Genomic DNA, 17,341 nt, shown 5'->3' on the forward strand with positions numbered 1-17,341 from the left:
GATGACGACCGATCTGGACCAGCTGCGAACCGACCTGCTCGGCTCCATCGATGCCGCCGCGGGGCTCGACGCCGTCGAGGCCATCCGCGTGCACGCGCTCGGCAAGCAGGGGGCAGTGACCGGCCTGCTCAAGACGCTCGGCGGGATGAGCCCTGAGGAGCGCCAGGACGTGGGCCCGCGCATCCACGGGCTGCGCGAGGCAGTGACCGAGGCGCTGGTGGCGCGGAAGAGCGCGCTGGAGAAGGCGGCGCTCGATGCGCGGCTCGCCAGCGAGACGCTCGACATGACGCTGCCGGTCGACGGCGTGCCGGCGGGGTCGGTGCATCCGGTGAGCCAGGTGATGGACGAACTGGCGGAGATCTTCGCCGATCTCGGCTTCGCGGTCGCCACCGGTCCCGAGATCGAGGACGACTGGCATAATTTCACTGCGCTCAACATCCCCGAGACGCATCCGGCCCGGGCGATGCACGACACTTTCTATTTCCCGCCCGAGGCGGACGGGACGCAGAAGATGCTGCTGCGCACGCACACTTCGCCGGTGCAGATCCGCACGATGATGCAGGGCAAGCCGCCGATCCGGATCATCGCGCCGGGCCGCGTCTATCGCTCGGACTCGGACGCGACGCACACGCCGATGTTCCACCAGATCGAGGGGCTGGTGATCGACAAGGGGATCACGCTCGGTCACCTGAAATGGACGCTTGAGACTTTCCTCAAGGCGTTCTTCGAGCGCGACGACATCGTGCTGCGGCTGCGCCCGTCCTATTTCCCGTTCACCGAGCCGGGCGCAGAGGTCGATGTCGGCTTCACCTGGCAGAACGGCAAGCGCGTGATCGGCGGCGATCCGCGCAAGAGCGACAATGGCGGCTGGATGGAAGTGCTCGGCTCCGGGATGGTCCACCGCAAGGTGATCGAGAGCTGCGGCCTCGATCCGAACGAATGGCAGGGCTTCGCCTTCGGTACCGGCGTCGACCGGCTGGCGATGCTCAAATATGGGATGGACGATCTGCGCGCCTTTTTCGACGGCGATCTGCGCTGGCTCAAGCATTACGGCTTCTCGGCGCTCGACGTGCCCACGCTGAGCGGGGGAGTGGGCGCATGAAGTTCACCCTGAGCTGGCTCAAGGAGCACCTCGACACCAATGCCTCGGTCACCGACATCGAGGAGGCGCTGACCCGCGTCGGCCTCGAAGTGGAGGGCGTGGAGAATCCCGGCGAGAAGTTGAACGGCTTCCGCGTCGCCAGGGTGCTGACGGCCGAGCGGCATCCGCAGGCGGACAAGCTGCAGGTGCTGACCGTCGATACCGGCGAGCAGGTGCTGACCGTGGTCTGCGGCGCGCCCAATGCGCGCGCCGGGCTGGTCGGCGTGCTCGGTACGCCGGGTGCGGTGGTGCCGGCCAACGGCATGCAGCTGAAGGTCGCCGCCGTGCGCGGGGTCGAATCGAACGGCATGATGTGTTCGACGCGCGAGCTTGAGCTTGGCGAGGATCATGACGGCATCATCGAGCTGCCGGCGGACGCGCCGGTCGGCACGGCGTTCGCCGACTATGCCGATCTCAACGACCCGGTGTTCGACGTCTCAATCACGCCGAACCGCCAGGACTGCATGGGCGTGCGCGGCATTGCGCGCGACCTCGCAGCGGCGGGTCTCGGCACGCTCAAGGACCTCGCTGCCGATCCGGTGGCGGGCGAGGGCGCCGGTCCGGAGGTGAAGATCGAGGCGCCCGAGGGGTGCCCGGCCTATTTCGGCCAGACGGTCTCGGGGGTCACCAACGGCGCCTCGCCCGACTGGATGCAGCGCCGCCTGAAGGCGATCGGCCAGCGTCCGATCTCGGCGCTCGTCGACATCACCAACTATGTGATGATCGACCTCGGCCGGCCGCTGCACGTCTATGACAAGGCCAAGCTGTCGGGCGTGCTGACCGTGCGCAAGGCGAAGGCCGGCGAGCAGGTGCTCGCGCTCAACGAGAAGACCTACACGCTCGACGAGAGCATCACCGTGATCGCCGACGCGAATGGCGTGCACGATATCGGCGGCATCATGGGCGGCGAGGACACCGGCGTGTCCGAGACCACCACCGACGTGGTGATCGAATGCGCCTATTTCGAGCCGGACCAAATCGCCCGCGCCGGCCAGAAGCTCAACCTGACCAGCGATGCGCGCTCGCGCTTCGAGCGCGGCGTCGATCCGGCGTTCCTCGAGCCCGGCATCGCGATCGCGACGCGGCTCGTGCTCGAATTGTGCGGCGGCAAGGCGAGCGAAGTGACGCGCGTCGGCACGCTGCCCAAGGTGGGTGCGACGGTCAGCTATGATCCGAAGCTCGCCGAGACGCTGGGCGGGCTTGCGGTGCCCGAGGCGCGGCAGAAACAGATCCTCGAGAGCCTCGGCTTCACCGTCGGCGCCGGCTGGAACGTCACTGCGCCGAGCTGGCGCCGCGATGTCGATGGCCCGGCTGACCTGGTCGAGGAAGTGATCCGTATCGAGGGCATCGACAATGTCCCTTCGACGCCGCTGTCGCGCGAGCCGGGCGTGGCCAAGCCGACCGCGACCGCCGAGCAGAAGATCGAGCGCAAGCTGCGGCGCAATGCTGCGGCGCGCGGGCTCAATGAAGCGGTGACCTGGAGCTTTGTCTCCGAGTCCGATGCCGCACCGTTTGGCGGTGGCGCCTGGACGCTGGCCAACCCGATCAGCGAGGACATGAAGGTCATGCGTCCGTCGCTGCTGCCGGGCCTGCTCGGCGCGGCGGAGCGCAACCTCAAGCGCGGCGCGGCCTCCGTCCGCCTGTTCGAGCTGGGCCGGCGTTACCTTGCCGATGGCGAGCGGGTGACGCTCGGCGTGTTGCTGGCGGGTGCGAAGACGCCGCGCGGCTGGCAGGGTGGCAAGGCTTCGGCCTTCACCGCCTATGATGCCAAGGCCGAGGCGCTGGCGTTGCTCGAGGCGGCCGGCGCACCGGTGGCGAATTTGCAGGTGATGGGTGAGGCGGGCGAGGTCTGGCATCCCGGCCAGTCGGCGACGCTGCGGCTCGGGCCCAAAACGGTGCTCGCCGCCTTCGGCATGCTTCACCCGAGCGTGCTCAAGGCGTTCGATCTCGACGGCGATGTCGCCGCGGTCGAGCTCTATCTCGATGCGCTGCCCGGCAAGCGCGGCGGGACCGGCTTCATGCGCACCGCCTATACGCCGCCGGCGCTGCAGGCCGTGACGCGCGACTTCGCCTTCCTGGTACCGGCTGAGCTGGCCGCGGGCGATCTCGTCCGCACCGTCAAGGGCGCGGACAAGGTGGTGATCGTCGATGCGCGGCTGTTCGACGTCTTCACCGGCACCGGCGTACCGGAGGGGCAGAAGAGCCTCGCCGTGGAAGTCACGCTCCAGCCGGGCGAGAAGAGCTTCACCGACGAGGAGCTGAAGGCAGTGGCCGACAAGGTGGTCGCGGCGGCGGCGAAGCTGGGCGCGGTGCTGCGAGGCTGAGCCCCCTCGTCACCCCGGCCTTGTGCCGGGGTCCACTGGGAGGCAAGGGCGAAGCTTGAGTCGTGAGGTTGAAGCTCGCGGCGTAGTGGTCCCCGGCACAAGGCCGGGGTGACGGTTCGGAGGATCGAAGGACATGCCCACCGCACTCATCACCGGCGCAACCGCAGGGATTGGCGAGGCCTGTGTCCATGCCTTTGCCGATTCGGGCTGGAACGTCGTCGCCACCGGACGGCGGGCGGATCGGCTCGAGAAGCTAAAGCGCGACAATGTCCACACACTCGAATTCGATATCCGCGACGAAGCGGCGCGTGACGCGGCGCTGGACAGCCTGCCCGAGGCCTTTCGCGACATCGATCTGCTGGTGAACAATGCCGGGCTCGCGCTCGGGCTTGAGCCGGCGCAGCAGGCCTCGCTCTCCAACTGGAAGACGATGATCGACACCAACATCACTTCGCTGGTCTCGATCACCCACAAGCTGCTGCCCCAGCTGATCGCGCGCAAGGGCGCGATCATCAACCTGTCCTCGGTGGCGGCGACCTATCCCTATCCGGGCGGCAACGTGTACGCCGCGACCAAGGCGTTCGTCCGCCAGCTGAGCCTGGATCTCCGCGCCGACCTGCACGGCACCGGGGTGCGCGTCACGTCGATCGAGCCGGGCATGGTCGAGACCGAGTTCACGCTGGTGCGCACCGGCAGCCAGGAAACCTCGGACAAGCTTTATGGCGGGGTGAACCCGATGACCGGCGAGGACATCGCCGAGACGATCCTCTGGGTCGCGACGCTGCCGCCGCACCTCAACATCAACACGATCGAGCTGATGCCGGTCAACCAGAGCTGGCAGGGCTTCGCGGTGCACCGCGAGGGCTAGTCCCTGCGCGGCGGCAACAGCTTCTTGTCGATCCGCGCTGCGACACCGACGCTGCGCCCGGCGAGATTGGGCACGCTGTAGCGCATCGCCGTGCCGAGCACCTGCGCGGTTTCGGAGAGCGTCAGGCCATAGTCGCGCTGGAGCCAGGCGGTGAGGCCGGCGCTTGCCGCCTTGAGCGCTTCATCGAGCGAGCCGGCTTGCCCCAGCACCATCAGCTCGGTCGGTGATTCGACGCGGGGGCTGCCGATCGGGCGGCCCTTGATCAACTCGACGCGGAATTCGACGTCCATCGACGTCTCGAGCGCATATTGCGAGGTCTCGCCATCGCCCTGCAGCGCATGCGCATCGCCGAGATAGAGAAGCGCGCCGGGCTGCTGGACGGGCAGGTAAACGGTGTTGCCCGCGACCACTTCGGGGAAGTCCATGTTGCCGCCGGTACGCGCCGTGTCTCCGGTCGAGAGCGGGGCGGAGCCGAAGCCGGGCGCCACGCCGAGCCCGCCAAGCATCGGGCGCAGCAGCACGGCATAGTCCTTCAGCCCGCCCTCCGCCTTGGCCGGGCGCGCGACGCCCTTTTCGCGGTCGAGCGTCCAGCGCACCGGTTTGCCGAGCTCGCCGGCCTGGGCGACGAACGGCCCGCCGAGCGCGCGGCCAACGATCGTGTCGAGGCTGTCCGCCCAGTCGCGATTGGGGGTCAGGCGGACAATGTGTACCGCCAGCGTGTCGCCCGGCGCGGCGCCGGCGATGAAGAAGGGGCCGGTCTGCGGATTGCCGAACAGCGCGCGCGTCACATCCTTGTCGTCGACGCCGCCCGAATCGATCGTGCTGGTCCGCACGCTGTCGCCCGGCCAGATCGTCAGCACCGGTGCGCGATCGGCGCTGAACAGGTTGGAGAAGCTGGTGGGCGCATAGTCCCAGGTCTTCGGGCCGCCGGCCGGGCGCTCGGGCAGGCGGCGCGCAGTGAAGCGGTGCGCGATGCGGACGCCGGCGTGATTGGAATCGGGCATGTCGGCGTCGCCTGCCATTGCCTCGCCGGCGAGCGCGCCGGCATAGCCATAGACGGTACCCTTGCTGTCCCTGGCGGTGAAGCGGATCGCCTTGCCGCGCACGGTGCCCTCGAGCGGATCGCCGTCGAGCGTGCCCGTCAGCGTGTCGCCGGTACGGGTTATATCGAGCGTCGACCAGGCGTTGGTGCCCCACATGTCCGTCGCAAGGACCCAGTGCTCGATATGCGCCTCCTGCGCGAGCGCCGGCGTGGCGAACAGCAAGGCGAGCAGGCTGAGCAGGCGCATTCGTTTCCCCTTTTGCGGCGCTACATTTGTAGCCCTACCAGCCCGCTTAGAGGAACGCGACATTGCCGTACAGGGAGCGGGGCTCTAATCCGGGCATATGATCGAGATCGCTTCCGGGCAGCTGAGCGCCGCCATCAATCCCTTCGGGGCCGAGCTCTCCTCGCTCAAGGACGGCGACGGTCGCGAGCTGATGACCGATGCGGACCCCGCCTTCTGGTCGGGCCGCGCACCGTTACTCTTCCCGATCGTCGGCAAGCTGAACGAGGATAGCTATCGCGTTGACGGCCAGAGCTATTCGTTGCCCCAGCATGGCTTTGCGCGGAAGCAGATGTTCCTGCTCACCGAAAAGCTGCCCGATCGCGCGCGCTTCCTGCTGACCGACAATGACGAGACGCGCGCCGTCTATCCCTTCGCCTTTGCGCTCGAGGCAGCGTTCGTGCTGGAAGGCGCGACGTTGGTGATGACGATCACCGTCACCAATCGCGATACGCGGCCGATGCCGGCGAGCTTCGGCTTCCACCCGGCCTTTGCCTGGCCGCTGCCCTATGGCGCGCCGCGGTCCGCACACCGGATCGAGTTCGCGCATGACGAGCCCGCGTCGCTGGCGGCAATCGTGCTCGGCGGGACGATCGCGGCGGAGCGCTGGCCGAGCCCGCTCGACGGGCGGAAGCTCGAACTCGACGATGCGCTGTTCGCGCGCGATGCTTTGGTATGGGACGAACTGGTCAGCCGGTCGCTGGTCTATGGCCCCGAGCAGGGCGCGCAATTGCTCATCGAATTTCCCGACACGCCGATGCTCGGCATCTGGACCAAGCCGGGCGCGCGCTTCCTTTGCATCGAGCCGTGGCACGGCATCGCCGACCCGCACGGCTTTACCGGCGAGATCTGGGACAAGCCGGGGATCCTGCGCTTCGAACCGGGCGAAGCGCGCAGCTTCGTGATGCGAGTGACATTGCGGCCCTAAGCGGCTAGGGGGCCGCGATGTCTTCCCCCTCCGACCGCCGCACCTTTGCGATCATCTCCCATCCTGACGCCGGCAAGACCACGCTGACCGAGAAGCTGCTGCTGTTCGGCGGCGCGATCCATCTCGCCGGCGAAGTGAAGGCGCGCGGCCAGGCGCGGCGCGCACGTTCGGACTGGATGAAGATCGAGCAGCAGCGCGGCATCTCGGTGACCAGCTCGGTGATGACCTTCGAGCGGAACGGCATCACCTTCAACCTGCTCGACACGCCGGGCCACGAGGACTTCTCGGAAGACACCTATCGCACGCTGACCGCGGTCGATTCCGCGGTGATGGTGATCGACGTCGCCAAGGGCATCGAGAGCCAGACGCGCAAGCTGTTCGAGGTTTGCCGCCTCAGGAACGTGCCGATCATCACCTTCGTCAACAAGGTCGACCGCGAAGGCCGGCACGTGTTCGAGACGCTCGACGAGATCGCCGATCTCCTCGCGCTCGACGTGTGCCCGATGACCTGGCCGGTGGGCATGGGCGGCACGTTCGAGGGGATCTTCGACCTCGCCACCAATCGCCTGCTGCTGCCCGAGGGCGACAGCCGAGAATTCCATGGCAAGGTAATCCAGACCAGCGGCCTCGACGATCCGCAGCTCGACGACATAATCTCCGCCGAGAACCTCGCCAAGCTGCGCGAGGATGTCGAGCTGGCGCAGGCCGGTTACCCCGCGTTCGACGGCGAAGCCTATCGCCATGGCGATCTGACCCCGGTCTATTTCGGATCGGCGCTCAAGGAATTCGGCGTCGACTCGCTGATCGAGGCGATCGCGACGCACGCACCGCCGCCGCACGCGCTGCCCGCCGAGCCGGCGCCGGTCTCGCCCGATGCGGGGCAAGTCACCGGCTTCGTGTTCAAGGTCCAGGCGAACATGGATCCCAATCACCGCGACCGCATCGCGTTCATGCGGCTGGTCTCGGGCACCTTCAAGCGCGGCATGAAGCTCACGCCGACCGGGCATGGCAAGCCGATCGCGATCCACTCGCCGATCCTGTTCTTTGCGCGCGAGCGCGAGCTCGCGGACGAGGCCTTCCCCGGCGACATCATCGGCATCCCGAACCACGGCGTGCTGCGCGTCGGCGATACGCTGAGCGAGAAGGCCGATGTGCGCTTCACCGGGCTGCCGAACTTCGCGCCCGAAATCCTGCGCCGCGTGGTGCTCAAGGATCCGACCAAGACCAAGCAGCTGCGCAAGGCGCTGGACGACATGGCCGAGGAAGGTGTGACTCAGGTCTTCTATCCCGAGATCGGGTCGAACTGGGTGATCGGCGTGGTCGGGCAGCTGCAGCTCGACGTGCTGCTCAGCCGGCTCGATGCCGAATATAAGGTCGCGGCGGGGCTGGAGATGGCGCCGTTCGAGACGGCACGCTGGATCAGCGCGGAGAATCCCAAGGATCTGGAAGAGTTCGTTTCGCTCAACCGCGGCGCGATGGCCAAGGACCGTGACGGCAACCCGGTGTTCATGGCCAAATCGAACTGGGAGGTCGGCTATATCGCCGATCGCTATTCGAAGGTGAAGTTCGCGGCGACACGCGAGCGCTAGGCGCGAAGAGGCCGGGCAGTTTCCCGCCCGGCCTCCAAAGTTCCGCAAGACCCATCCTCGGAACGCCTGCGTAATCGTGCAAATATCGTTGCATCGCGACTACGGAATCCGCCGCGTACGTAATTTGCCGGAGCTCTAGTCGACCCAGCCCTTGCGGACATGCCGCGCGGCGAGGAGCGCGAGCACGCCGGCGAGCACGTAGAAGCCCATGCAGAACACTGCGCCATAGCGCAGTGCCTCGGTGCCGTAGCTCGATTTCAGCTCCTCGGAGAGGAAGCCCATCAGCAGCGGGCCGACGCCCAGGCCGATCAGATTGTTGATCAGCAGGAAGCTGGCCGAGGCAGTGGCGCGCATCTGCTGCGGCACCATGTGCTGCACGGCGGTGGTCACCGGGCCGAGCCACAGGATGTTGAGCCCGTTGGGGATCAGCAGCAGCGCCCAGGCGAGGCGCGGATCCGTGGTGAGCAGGCCGAGTGCGAACAGCGGCGCCGTGATCAGCCAGGCGATAGCGGGCAGCCACGCATACCAGGCGCGGTCGCCCTTGCCGAGCCGATCGGCGAACCAGCCCCCGGCGAACACGCCCGCCGTACCGCCGATCAGCAGCAGCGAGCCCATGAACTGGCCGGTGGTGATCAGGTCGAAGTTGAAGTTGCTCATCAGCACCGAGGGGACCCACAGCGCCAGGCCATAGCCGCACAGCGAACTGCATGCGGCGCCGAAGGCGAGCAGCCAGAAGGCGGGCTTGCGCGCGAGGATGCCGAAGACGGCGCTGACCGGAACCGGCGGGACGTCGCTCTTCACTACCGGCGCACGCGGCACGTCGCGGACCACCCAGCGGAAAATCGGCGCGATCGCGACGCCGAGCACGCCCATGGTGATGAACGCCGCGCGCCAGTCGACCAGGGCGGCGATATAGGCGCCGAGCAAAGTGCCGAGGGCGAGCCCGATCGGGATGCCGAGCGAATAGATGGCGAGCGCGCGAGCGCGGCGCTCGGGCGGGAAATAGTCCGAGATCACGGCATAGGACGGTGCGACGCCGCCCGCCTCGCCGACACCGACTCCGAGGCGGAACAGGAAGAGCTGCCAATAGCCGGTGGCGATGCCGCACAGGCCGGTGAACAGGCTCCACACCGCCAGCGACGCGGCGATCACGCCCGATCGGCTGGTCCTGTCCGCGAGATAGGCCAGCGGCACCGCGAGCACCGAATAGAGCAAGGCGAAGGCGAGCCCGCCGATCGCGCCGAACTCGGTGCGGGTGAGATGCAGGTCCTCCATGATCGGCTTGGCGAGAATGCCGAGAATCTGCCGGTCGAGGAAGTTGAACGTGTAGACCAGCAGCAGCATGGCCAGCACGACGCCACGGTAGCCGGGACGGCTGGCGGGGTTTGCAGCGGAAGCGTTCATGACCATACCTCGACATCAAAAGAGCCGGACGTCAAGCGACGCCCGGCTCCAAAATTTAGGTGCAGTGCAGCGTACTCAGAATTTGACGCTGAACGATCCAAAGATCTGGCGCGGATTGCCGTAAAAGGCCGTCGCGACACCTTCCTTGCCCAGGGTCGGCGTGTAGCCGCCGGTCGGCGTCAGGATCGGTACGCCGGCGATCGTCGCGTTGATATACTGGTATCCGGCGGTCTTGTAGCGCTGGTCGGTCAGGTTCTTGCCGTGGATGCCGATCGAATAGCGCCCGTCGCCGAACGTGTAGACGAGGTGCGCGTCGAGCAGCGTGTAGCCCGGCTGATCGAGGAACGGGCTTGCCGTCTCGAACTGATGGGTCAGGCCGCGATAGGACAGCGTGCTGGTCGCCGAAAGGTCGCCGCCGGCCACCGGCAGCGTGGCACCGAGCGTGCCGGCCAGCGTCCAGTCCGGCGTGTTCTGGAACACGCGCACCGCCGAGACATCGACGCCGGTCGGGCCGATGAAGCGCTTATACTTGGCGTCGATATAGCCGACCGCGCCCTGGAAGAAGATATTCGAGCCGGGCCCGGCAAAGCCGCGTGCCAGCGTCGCGGTGGTCTCGAGCTCGACGCCCTTGATATCGGCCTTGGCGGCATTGGTGGTGATGCCGCAGAAGCTCTGCACCGCGCCGATAAGGCAGCCGACCGAACCCGGGATCTGGACGTTGGAATAGTCCGAATAGAAGCCGTCGAGCGCCCAGGTCAGGCGGCGGTCGAACGCAGCGCCCTTCCAGCCGATCTCATAGCTCTTCACCGTCTCCGGATCGAAGGAGAGATAGTTGTAGATGTCCTGATAGGTGCGGCCCGCCGCCGGACTGCTGATCGGCGCCGAGGTGCCCGAACCGCGCGGATCGAAGCCGCCGCCCTTGAAGCCTTCCGAATAGGACGCATAGACCATATGGTCCGCGCTCGGCTTGAAGCTGAGCGTGGCGCGCGGGGTGAAGCGCTTGAAATTGGCGGTGCCGCGGAAATCGGTGGAGGGTGCGCCGACCGGGATCGGGGTGCCGCCGAAATCCGGGGTCAGGCCGAGATAGCTGGCCTTGAAGACATAGCTCTTGCGCTGATCCCAGGTGTAGCGGCCGCCAAGCGTGAGGCTGAGCTGCGGCGTGATGTCATAGGTGAAATCGCCGTAGATCGAGCTGGTCTCGGTGCGCACATCGCCGGCGGTATAGGCGTTGAACCCGGCCAGCGTGGTCGAGAGCAGCACGCCGAAGCCGGTCGTCGCCTTCGCGCCCAGATAATAATAGCCGATGATGCCGTTCAGCTTGTCGCTGTGGATCAGCGCCTGGAATTCCTGGCTGGTCTGGTTGTTCTTGTAATAGGCCGGCACGTCGACATCGACCGAGGGCGTCGAATCGAAGTCGATCGGCGTGTACGAAGTATCCTCGCGATAGGCGCTGATGCTGCGCAGCGTGATCAGGTCGCTGACCTCGGCGTTGATCGTCATCGAGATGCCGCCGGCCTCGACATCGTTCTTCGGGTTCGCGAGCCCGGCATTGGTATCATAGACATTGGGCAGCGAAGGCGAGCCGGTCAGCAGGCCGGCGAACAGCCGGTGGCCGTTGCGCGCGTTCGACTTGTCATGGGTGTAGTCGCCGGTGATGCGCACCGACATCTTCTCGTCGGGCGTCTCGAACTCGAGCGTGGCGCGGCCGGCCCAGACGTTCTTGTTGTAGTTATCGATGTGGAGATTCTTGTTCTCGCCGAAGCCGTCGCGCGTAAGCCGCGCGCCCGAGATGCCGAACTTGAGCATCGAGCCGATCGGCGTGGAGGCGCTGACGATCAGGTCTGTCTGGTTGTACGAGCCGTAATTGCCCTTCACCGACAGGGTCGGCTTGTCGTCGAGCTTCTTGGTGACGTACTTCACCGCGCCGCCGATCGTGTTGCGGCCGTAGAGCGTGCCCTGCGGCCCGCGCAGCACTTCGATCCGCTCCACATCATAGATGTCGAGCACCGAGGCCTGGGGGCGGTTGAGATAGACGTCGTCGAGATAGATGCCGATGCCGGCCTCGAAGCCGGGTACCGGATCCTGCTGGCCGACGCCGCGGATGAAGGCCGCCAGCGTCGAGTTGGTGCCGCGCGCGTCCTTGAGCGTGGTGTTGGGAGAAGCGATCTGCAGGTCGGTCAGGTCGACGGCGCCGGCCTGTTCGAGCTGCGCCGAAGTGAGCGCGGTGACCGCGGTCGGCACGTCGAGCAGCTTCTCTTCGCGACGGCGTGCAGTGACGACGATCTCGCCATTGTCGCCGAGCGCGGCGTCCTGCGCCTCGGGCGCCGCCGGTGCGGCTTCCTGCGCGAAGGCGGGGGCGACGGTGAGTGCAGTGAAGGCAGCGCCTGCGAACAGAATCGCACGGGCGGAATTCAGGCGTGACATGCAGTTATCCCCTCTCCTCGAACCCGTCATTTGTCGCGGGTTGCACGTTGTTGCCCGAGGCTATACTGAAACCTGAACCAAGTTTCAACTTGGATCGACAGGGGGAGATGCAATGGCTAGAGTCCGTGGCATGAACGCCACAGCATCGGACCTGCAGGGAAGCGACGCGGCCAGCGCGGGCAAGGAACCGCGCACTGCGCGTGGGCGCCGCACGCTGCGCCTGATCCTCGATGCGGCGGCCGAGGAGTTTGGCGAGAAGGGCTTTCACGAAGGCTCTGTCAGCGGGATCACCCGCCGTGCCGGCGTCGCGCTGGGCAGCTTCTACACCTATTTCGATTCGAAGGACGAAGTATTCCGCGCGCTGGTGCGCGACATGAGCGAGCAGGTGCGCGAGCATGTCGCCCCGGCGATCAAGGGCGCCACCGGCGGCCAGATCGCGGCGGAGCAGGCGGCTTTGCTCGCCTTCATCCGCTTCGCGCGCGAGCACAAGGAGATCTACCGGATCATCGACGAGGCCGAGTTCGTCGATCCCGAGAGCTTCCGCATGCACTATGCGACCACCGCCGATCGCATCGCCAAGCGGCTCCAGGCCGCGGCGGGGCGAGGTGAAGTGCGCGACGACGTCAACGAGATCCACGCCTGGGCGATCATGGGAATGAACGTGTTCCTCGGCCTGCGCTACAGCGTGTGGCAGGAGGACGTGAATCCCGAGGCGATCGCCGAGACGGTCGCGACGATGCTCGCGCGCGGGATCGGCACCGGGAAATAGCGCCCGCCATTGCGGCGCGGCCTGCGGAGCCCCATCAAGGGCGGATGGACTTCAGCGATTGGCATGCGGCGCGGGCAAGGGCGCTGTTCACGGTGCTTGCCGAGCGCCACGGGCTGCGCGTGCGCGGCGCCGATGCGGGGCCGGACTATCTCGAGCTCGAACTGCCGGTGCAATATGGGCTGCGCATCGCGCTGCGGCTGATCTGGGCGCGCGACACGCTGACGATCCAGAGCCCGTTATTCTCCGCGGACTATTATCTCGATTCGGATGCCGAGGCGGAGGCGAAATTCATCGAGATGCTCGCCGGGCTGGTGAACGGCGAGGTGCGGCTGCACTTGTTCTACTGGCCCAAGGCGAAGCGGCCGTACAAGACGTTGCTTCAGCGCGCCGAGGGATCGGGCGAGGATGCCATGTGGCGCACCGTCTATACCTGGTTCCGCTGGCTGCCCTGGTCGCCGGTCGCGCGCGAGGAAGTGTTCATCAACAGCCGGGCGCCGCACCTGCACGTGGTGGGACACGCCTGAGGGCGGGCGCTCAGTTGCCGCCGAGCTTGTCCCGAAGCCCCGCCAACCCGCCGAACGGGCCGCTTTCCTCGGCCTGGCGCTTCGCCTCTTCCTCGCTGATCACCCCGGCATCCTTGAGCGCGGCTTCGGCGCGCGGGCTGCGCGGATAGGGGTCGAGCGCCAGCGCCAGCGATTCCGCCGCTGCTTCGCCCAGATCGATCGCGCTGCCCGAATAGAAGACGATATCGCATTCGTCCTCGCTCAGCTCGGTCTCGTCGTCGCCGCCATCGCCTTCCTCCTCGGGGAGGAAGCGGATGGCGAAATCCTCTTCGATCACGGCGGGCACGGGATCGTCGGTGATCACGCAGGCCTGAGTGACCCTGGCCGAGAGATGGCCGGTGGCGATGATGCCGCGGGCATCGCGGCGGATGGCATAGTTCGCCTTGAGGCCGTCGATCGCCTTCAGCCCGAAGCGCGCCGCCAGCGCGGTGCGCTCGCCGGGCTCGGCCTCGACCTGGACCTGATTCTCGCCGGCGCCGATCGTGTCGAGCCGCTGTGGGCGGTTGAATTCGCTCTGGATCATGCCAGCGCTCCCGCGAGCAGCGTATCGACCGAAGTGTCGGCCAGGCGCGCGTGCTGCGCGCGCAGCGCGGTCTCGACGTGCGCAAGCGCTTCGGGCGCCGGTGCGTCGCCCCGATAGAGGTTGCGGACCAGCGCCTCGCCCAGCGTGCCCGCCGCCAAACCATCGCGATAGGCGCCGAGCCGGCCGCCGAGCATCCCCATCATCTTGCCGACATGCTTGCCCACTACGATGTCGCCGATGCCGATCTGGCGGAGCTGCCCGTCCATGTCGTCGATGAACACTTCGGTGAGCTGGGTGCTGAACGGTATCGCTTCGGATGCCTGTTCGAGGCGGAGCAGAACGAGGCTCATCACCGCGGCGATCATGTCGAACCGGCCGTCGATCGTGTCGGGCACGGCGCCCGCTTCATACCAGTGCGGCTCGCGTCCGCGCGCGACGATCGCGGCATAGAGGAGCGGCGCGGTGCCGCGATCGGGGGTCTGGAAAAGCCGCTGGAGCAAGCGCATGTGCCGGTTCGGGTCCTGCAATATGGAGCGCGACCTTGTTTGGCCGCATTTTGCCGCATATTGAGGCGAATGGCCCGCGATGCAATGCAAGCAACGCGTCGGGGCGCCAGTACGCGTTTGCCTGGAGACCTTAATGCCGATTCCCGCCCGCGCGCTTGGCGCCGCCCTGCTGGCAGCCGCGCTTGGCACCTCTGCCTGCGTGCCCGTGCGCACGCACCAGGGCTATATCATCGACAAGGAGCTCGTCGATTCGGTGCAGCCGGGCATCGATACGCGCGAATCGGTGCTGCAGACGCTGGGCCGCCCGACCTTCACCAGCCAGTTCAACGAAGGCGAGTGGTATTATGTCTCGCGCCAGAGCTCGAACCTTGGCTATCAGAGCCTGAAGCCGCGCGACCAGACCACGCTGCGCGTCCGCTTCGATGCGACCGGCAACGTCGTCGCGGTCGACCGGATGGGCAAGGAGCTGATCGCGTCGGTCGATCCGTACGGCAAGACCACGCCGACGCTGGGTCACAAGCGCGGCTTCTTCGAGGATCTGTTCGGCAATATCGGCACCGTGGGTGCGCCGGGTGCCGGCGGACCGGGCGGTGGCGCGGGCGGCAACGGCCCCTAGTATCGGGGCCGGCTGAACGCTCGCTTCGGCTTTTCATTTAGAAATAATGGCTTCGGCCGCGCTGTTCTTAGGCAGCGCGGCCGGTGCCGTTGGGCACGGTCCCGAAAGGGGTAGAAGGGACCGCGGCATGAACGCGTGATCTAGCGTTTCGCTCCCTCAACAGTCCCCATTTTGACGACTATCTTATGGTGAACAGCACCTGGTCGATCACCTTGCCGTCGAGGTCGACCAGAGCGAGGCGATGCTTGCCCGGCGGCGCCAGAATCAGGGGCCGCGAATCGGCAGTGCCGAGGTCGCGCTTGTCGAGGATCAGCCGGTGGCCAAGCGCCTGGCCGGACACCGAAATCGCGAGGCGCTGATTGTCCACCGGGATATCCGGGTCGAGCGCATAGACGCTGCCGCCGACTGGATTGGTGATGCGCGGCCGGCGCGATTCAGGCGGCGCGAAGGCGACGCGGTCGAGCCCGGTGCCCTTGAGGAAATATTCGCGGCGCGGCTGTTCCATGCCGGCAGCGAAGCGGATCTGGCGCTCCTCGATGCCGTCGGGGCGCGGCGGCGCCTTGCCGGGATCGCTTTCGTTGAGCGCTAGCATCACGTCGCGCCACACCGGCGCCGCGCCGCTGGTGCCCGAGACGGCGCGCATAGGATCGCCCTCGAGATTGCCGACCCACACGCCGACGGTGAACCGGTCGGTGAAGCCGATGCACCAATTGTCGCGCATCGCCTTGGAGGTGCCGGTCTTCACCGCCGCCCAGAAGGGCAGGCGCAGCGCCGAATCGACGCCGAAGGTGCCGGCGCGGGCATTCGGGTCGGCGAGCATGTCGGCGACGATCCACGCGGCCTGGGGGCTGGTGGTGCGGCGCGGGGTGTCGGTGGCCGCGTCCATTGTCAGGCGCAGCGGCGACCAGCGGCCTTCGAGCGCGAGGCTGCGATAGGCATCGACCTGCTCCATCAGCGTCACTTCGGCCGAGCCGAGCGCGAGCGAATAGCCATAATATTGGCCGTCCTCGACCAGCCCGCGATAGCCGGTGTCCCATAGCCGGTCGCGAAAGGCATCGACCCCGGTCAGCAGCAGCGTGCGCACCGCGGGCACGTTGAGCGACCCCGCCAGCGCGATGCGTGCCGAGACCGGCCCCTTGAACGCCTTGTCGTAATTTTGCGGGACATAAAGGCCCGAGGCGGTGTCGAGCTGGACGGGCGAATCGTCGAGGATCGAGGCTGCGGTGAGATAGCCCTTCTCGATGCCCATCGCGTAGAGGAAGGGCTTCAGCGTCGACCCCGCCTGGCGATAGGAGGACGCGCCGTCGACCGCGGGCGCAGTGCTCTCGCCGCCGATGCCGCCGACATAGGCGAGCACGTCGCCCGAGGCATTATCGACCACCACCACCGCGCCGTCACGCGCCCGGCTGCCACCCAGTCCCTGGAGCTGGCGTTTGAGCGCCGTGATCGCGGCGCGCTGGATGCCGGCGTCGAGCGTCGTGGTGATCTTCGCGCCGGGCTTGGTGAGCAGTTCGGCGGAGAGATGCGGCGCGAGCCCCGGATCGAGCGCAAGGCTGCGCGCCGGGCCGAGCATCGACGCGGCGGCGCCGGCAAAGCGCGTGCAGTCGGTCTCGCGGCTCAAGGCGCAGGCGCGGCGCGCGACTTCGAAGCTGTTGGCGCGGGGATCGGGCAGCAGCGCGGCGAGCAGCAGCGCATCGTCGCGGGTCAGTGTCGCGGGCGTCTTGCCGAACAGGCCGAGCGCGGCGGCACCGATGCCCTGCGCCTCGCCGCGGAAACCGGCGAGGTTGAGATAGGCTTCGAGGATCTGGTCCTTCGACCAGCGCGATTCGAGGCTCCACGCCGCGCGCATCTGGCGCAGCTTGTCGCGGAACCCCCGGCTGCCCGGCGCGGAGAGGTCGGGGGCGAGATAGGCCGCGACCTGCATCGACAGCGTCGAGGCGCCGCGGCCGCGCTTGCCTTCGATCCGGTCGCGCGCGGCGCCGGTCAGCGCCATCCAGTCGACGCCGCCATGGTCGCGGAAGCGCCGGTCCTCGGCGGCAACGAGGATGTCGCGCGCGACCGGGGAAATATCCTTGAGCGGTGTCCAGGCGAGGCGGCGGGCCTGATAATCGACGCGGCTCGAATCGATCAGCACCCCGTGCCGGTCGTAGAGCCAGGCTTCGGACGGATGCCACCCGGCGCGGACGGCGCCGTAATCGGGCAGCGCGGGGGGGAGCGTTACCCACCAGAAGCTTGCCGTGAAGGCGAAGACCAAGGCGAGCAGCGTGCCGACGACGCGCGGCGGGGTGATGACGCCGCGCCAGCCCTTTTCCTTCCAGATCGCACGCTCGCGGCCCAGCCAGGCACGCGCCGCCTCGGGCG

14 protein-coding genes are annotated in these 17,341 nt (G+C 67.3%); 8 read left to right on the forward strand and 6 right to left on the reverse strand.

From position 1 onward, the window contains the following. Window position 1 precedes the first annotated feature (1 nt). The 3 genes from pheS to HZY97_RS16450 all read left to right on the forward strand — a co-directional run bounded on the left by pheS (window position 2) and on the right by HZY97_RS16450 (window position 4,333). On the forward strand, window positions 2-1,102 hold the full coding sequence (pheS, locus tag HZY97_RS16440; RefSeq protein WP_180146224.1) for a phenylalanine--tRNA ligase subunit alpha: 1,101 nt from the start codon (window positions 2-4) through the stop codon (window positions 1,100-1,102). Continuing rightward, a complete protein-coding gene (gene pheT, locus HZY97_RS16445; RefSeq protein WP_180146227.1) occupies window positions 1,099-3,465 on the forward strand; it encodes a phenylalanine--tRNA ligase subunit beta in 2,367 nt (788 codons plus the stop codon). Before pheS ends, pheT begins: the two co-directional genes overlap by 4 nt. Before the next feature lie 133 nt (window positions 3,466-3,598). Further along, complete coding sequence (locus HZY97_RS16450) at window positions 3,599-4,333, forward strand: SDR family NAD(P)-dependent oxidoreductase (RefSeq protein ID WP_180146230.1); 735 nt, start codon at window positions 3,599-3,601, stop codon at window positions 4,331-4,333. Here the strand turns inward: HZY97_RS16450 and HZY97_RS16455 are convergent. Further along, window positions 4,330-5,622: an acetamidase/formamidase family protein gene (locus tag HZY97_RS16455; RefSeq protein ID WP_180146233.1), complete on the reverse strand. Its 1,293-nt coding sequence runs from the start codon at window positions 5,620-5,622 to the stop codon at window positions 4,330-4,332. The two genes, HZY97_RS16450 and HZY97_RS16455, sit on opposite strands and share 4 nt — an antisense overlap. 97 nt (window positions 5,623-5,719) lie before the next feature. Here HZY97_RS16455 and HZY97_RS16460 point away from each other — a divergent pair, with 97 nt between their 5' ends. Together HZY97_RS16460 and HZY97_RS16465 are read left to right on the forward strand one after the other, a co-directional pair. After that, window positions 5,720-6,586 (forward strand): aldose 1-epimerase family protein, encoded by an 867-nt coding sequence (locus tag HZY97_RS16460; protein WP_180146236.1) that lies wholly within the window; start codon window positions 5,720-5,722, stop codon window positions 6,584-6,586. Window positions 6,587-6,603: 17 nt separating this feature from the next. Next, window positions 6,604-8,175, forward strand: a complete 1,572-nt coding sequence (locus HZY97_RS16465) for a peptide chain release factor 3 (protein WP_180146239.1) — start codon at window positions 6,604-6,606, stop codon at window positions 8,173-8,175. Window positions 8,176-8,310: 135 nt separating this feature from the next. On the opposite strand, the gene HZY97_RS16470 is transcribed toward HZY97_RS16465, so the two are convergent. Beyond that, window positions 8,311-9,579: an MFS transporter gene (locus tag HZY97_RS16470; protein ID WP_180146241.1), complete on the reverse strand. Its 1,269-nt coding sequence runs from the start codon at window positions 9,577-9,579 to the stop codon at window positions 8,311-8,313. 75 nt (window positions 9,580-9,654) lie between these two features. Beyond that, window positions 9,655-12,003, reverse strand: coding sequence for a TonB-dependent receptor (locus HZY97_RS16475; protein WP_180146244.1), 2,349 nt, complete (start codon window positions 12,001-12,003; stop codon window positions 9,655-9,657). Between the two features lie 112 nt (window positions 12,004-12,115). On the opposite strand from HZY97_RS16475, the gene HZY97_RS16480 reads away from it, so the two are divergent. Together HZY97_RS16480 and HZY97_RS16485 are read left to right on the forward strand one after the other, a co-directional pair. Next, a complete protein-coding gene (locus HZY97_RS16480) occupies window positions 12,116-12,772 on the forward strand; it encodes a TetR/AcrR family transcriptional regulator (protein ID WP_180146246.1) in 657 nt (218 codons plus the stop codon). A gap of 44 nt (window positions 12,773-12,816) precedes the next feature. Continuing rightward, the gene (locus HZY97_RS16485; protein WP_180146249.1) at window positions 12,817-13,296 is read left to right on the forward strand and encodes a hypothetical protein; all 480 of its coding nucleotides are present in this window, start codon (window positions 12,817-12,819) and stop codon (window positions 13,294-13,296) included. Window positions 13,297-13,306: 10 nt separating this feature from the next. Here HZY97_RS16485 and HZY97_RS16490 read toward each other — a convergent pair whose 3' ends face one another. After that, window positions 13,307-13,858: a DUF177 domain-containing protein gene (locus HZY97_RS16490; RefSeq protein ID WP_180146252.1), complete on the reverse strand. Its 552-nt coding sequence runs from the start codon at window positions 13,856-13,858 to the stop codon at window positions 13,307-13,309. Beyond that, a complete protein-coding gene (locus HZY97_RS16495; RefSeq protein WP_180146254.1) occupies window positions 13,855-14,364 on the reverse strand; it encodes a ubiquinol-cytochrome C chaperone family protein in 510 nt (169 codons plus the stop codon). The genes HZY97_RS16490 and HZY97_RS16495 overlap by 4 nt, the downstream gene beginning before the upstream one ends. A 133-nt stretch (window positions 14,365-14,497) precedes the next feature. Here HZY97_RS16495 and HZY97_RS16500 point away from each other — a divergent pair, with 133 nt between their 5' ends. Next, window positions 14,498-14,980 (forward strand): outer membrane protein assembly factor BamE, encoded by a 483-nt coding sequence (locus tag HZY97_RS16500; RefSeq protein WP_180146257.1) that lies wholly within the window; start codon window positions 14,498-14,500, stop codon window positions 14,978-14,980. 178 nt (window positions 14,981-15,158) lie between these two features. Here the strand turns inward: HZY97_RS16500 and pbpC are convergent, their stop codons facing one another. Then, window positions 15,159-17,243 carry a penicillin-binding protein 1C gene (pbpC, locus tag HZY97_RS16505; protein WP_218943140.1) on the reverse strand — a complete coding sequence of 695 codons (2,085 nt, stop codon included), beginning with the start codon at window positions 17,241-17,243 and terminating at the stop codon, window positions 15,159-15,161. Between the last annotated feature and the right edge of the window lie 98 nt (window positions 17,244-17,341).

The sequence above is a fragment of the Sphingomonas sp. R-74633 genome (assembly GCF_013416555.1).
In the GTDB taxonomy this organism is placed as follows: domain Bacteria; phylum Pseudomonadota; class Alphaproteobacteria; order Sphingomonadales; family Sphingomonadaceae; genus Sphingomonas.